The organism is Psychrobacter phenylpyruvicus DSM 7000 = NBRC 102152 (assembly GCF_000685805.1).
Taxonomy (GTDB): Bacteria; Pseudomonadota; Gammaproteobacteria; order Pseudomonadales; family Moraxellaceae; genus Psychrobacter; species Psychrobacter phenylpyruvicus.
The window spans coordinates 1-2,405 of sequence record NZ_JMKP01000075.1 but is presented as its reverse complement, the minus strand read 5'-3'; the positions used below and the strand labels follow the sequence as shown (position 1 = coordinate 2,405).

Here is a 2,405-nt window from a genome sequence, read left to right as displayed (position 1 = left end):
TCAGGCGTAGTGTCTGAGGTTAAGTTGTCTGTATCACTCGTGCCCGTATCTGTTGCAGCAGTCATATCTGGTGCAGTTGTCGGTGCTGCTGGTGCCGTATTGTCTGCATCATTACCTGCAGTCGTGGTTACTGGACCATTGGTATTGCCTGAAGGATCTTTGGCTTCAGCACTCACCGAAGTGCCATCTTTAATAGCAGCTTCTGGAATGGTAGTGCTATTTGGATTTGTGGCATCTGTGCTTGGTACAAACGCCTCATTATCTGACTTCCAAGTGCCATCTGGCTGCTTGGTTAATGTCGCTTCAACAGGCTCACCCGCTTCATTGGTACCCTCAACGGTAACGGTATCGCCCGCTTTGGCATCGGTTGGTAAATCTACTTTTATTGAACCATCATCTGTGCTTGGCGTTAAGGTCGGCTTGCTTGGGGCCGTATTATCAGAGTTGTCTGGTGCTTTAGCACTTGTTGGCTCTGAAGTGTTACCTGTTTTATCAGTCGCCTCTGCAGTGATCGTCTCACCATTAATTAATGGGGTGTCAAGCTTAACTGTATAGTCACCCTTGTTATCAGCAATAGCTGTGCCAATTACCTGGCCATTTATGTCTTTAATTTCAACAGTAGCACCTGGCTCAGTTTTACCGGTAACTGTAGTACCATCTGAACTTACAGTCGCGGTAGGTGCATCTGGCGCTGTGGTATCTCTTACGGGGCCCTTGCTAGAGCTAGAGCCACCACTTAAAGCTGCTCCAACAATACCTACACCAGCCAGACCGACTAACCAAGGTAGAGCGTTAAAGCTACCTTCAGTAGCCCCTATCCACCAAGGTGCCACTTGGCTATCACCACCAAGTGCTTGTCCTTCAACATCACCAACTTGTAACTGTGTAACGAAATCAGCTACCTCACCTGTGTCTGGTATGTAATAGTAGTATTCACCGTTTTCAGCCACACCAATTAATGCGCTATTCGGATCATTGTAGAAGCCTTCTATGATCAAATCACTGGCTTCTCCTTCATCCTCCATTGATACATGTAAGTCATTACCCACACGTTTGGTCACGATATGATTAGGCGCACGACCAATGGATTGATCAAAAAGCTCATAGTTAACATTTTGTGCCGCTTTAATAACGGTTGGCTTGCCATCTTTAGTTACGATGGTATGTTCTGCAATAGTTTGAGTAGCGTTGTTTACTTTTAGGATTACTGTTTTCATTTATTTTTTCCTGATATTTAAATTTTAAACTAGTAGTAGTTATCGATTTAAATTGTATAGTTGAGTAAGTTTCAATTGAGTGATGAAGTAGTTTGAAGGTCAAATACAATGTATTTAAGTTTGAATTTACTAAGGTTTAATGGTCGCAACCACCCGTCTATTATTTTGACGTCCTTGTTCTGTATCATTAGTGTCAACGGGTTGTAAATCTCCATGAGTTTTAGTGATTATTCTCTGCGAATCAATTCCAAACTGATTCGTTAAAGCATTTTTAACTGAATTGCCGCGCTTATTCGATAGATTCAAGTTATAACTAGCGGCACCCTTATTGTCGGTATGACTTTCTAATAAAACCGTAGTATTAGGATATTTTCGCATATACTCAGTAACAGCCTTTAATTTTGGATGCGCAGAATCTTTAAGCTGAAAGCTATCGAAGTCGAAAAAGACGTCTAAGGTGAGGGGAGCATTTACTTGTACTTCTGGTGAAGCAGCAGGTTTAGTTTGATTGGATTTATTGTTAACTGCTGAAGGATAGCAGTTATCGGCTGTGACTCTACTTATTTGATGGGTTTGGGTATTCAAACCTTGCAAAAGCTTTATAGCTTTCTCAGCATCAACAGCTTTTATAGTGGGTAATTCATTATCGACTGCAGCAGTGACTGAGTAATAATAGGTATGTTTGGGTTGTAAATTACTTTGAACGCTAACATTGGCCAATTTATTGGTATCGTAACCCGTTGATTCTACACTTAAGTTGACCTGTCCTGAACAAACCATAACTTCGGAAAAATGATTAGGCTGTAAGGAGATTTGAAATTGGTTATTGATTCCAACCACCACACTTCGGGTAAAGTCATTAACAGCTTTAAGATTGTCACTACTAATATCGCTACGTTGAAAGAAAACCACTCTACTTTGATTATTCTGTAAACCACTATCATCAAGGATGTTAAATGTACTTCCTGACTTATCCCATTTAGTGTTATTTACTTGACGCATTCCATCTGGTTTTGAGTTAGAGTTATTATTTATAGTAGTGCTTTGGCAACCGGTAATTGATATAGTAATGATTGATGCTAGAAGTAACAATGGTAAGCATCCGACCAACCCCCTATTGCGGTGGCACCCAGCGATGAGCTAACAACTCATCCAGATCCTCTTGAGTAGGCAGGCGTCTTAGCACGT

General features: G+C 41.3%; 2 protein-coding genes. Both read right to left on the bottom strand.

Annotated features, from left to right (window positions below; genetic code table 11):
- Positions 1-1,217 (bottom strand): Ig-like domain-containing protein (locus G561_RS14815; RefSeq protein ID WP_037032583.1); only part of this gene is annotated, 1,217 nt, incomplete at its 3' end.
- A 129-nt stretch (positions 1,218-1,346) separates the two neighbouring features.
- Positions 1,347-2,219 carry an OmpA family protein gene (locus G561_RS0113330; RefSeq protein WP_028859972.1) on the bottom strand — a complete coding sequence of 291 codons (873 nt, stop codon included), beginning with the start codon at positions 2,217-2,219 and terminating at the stop codon, positions 1,347-1,349.
- Positions 2,220-2,405 lie beyond the last annotated feature (186 nt).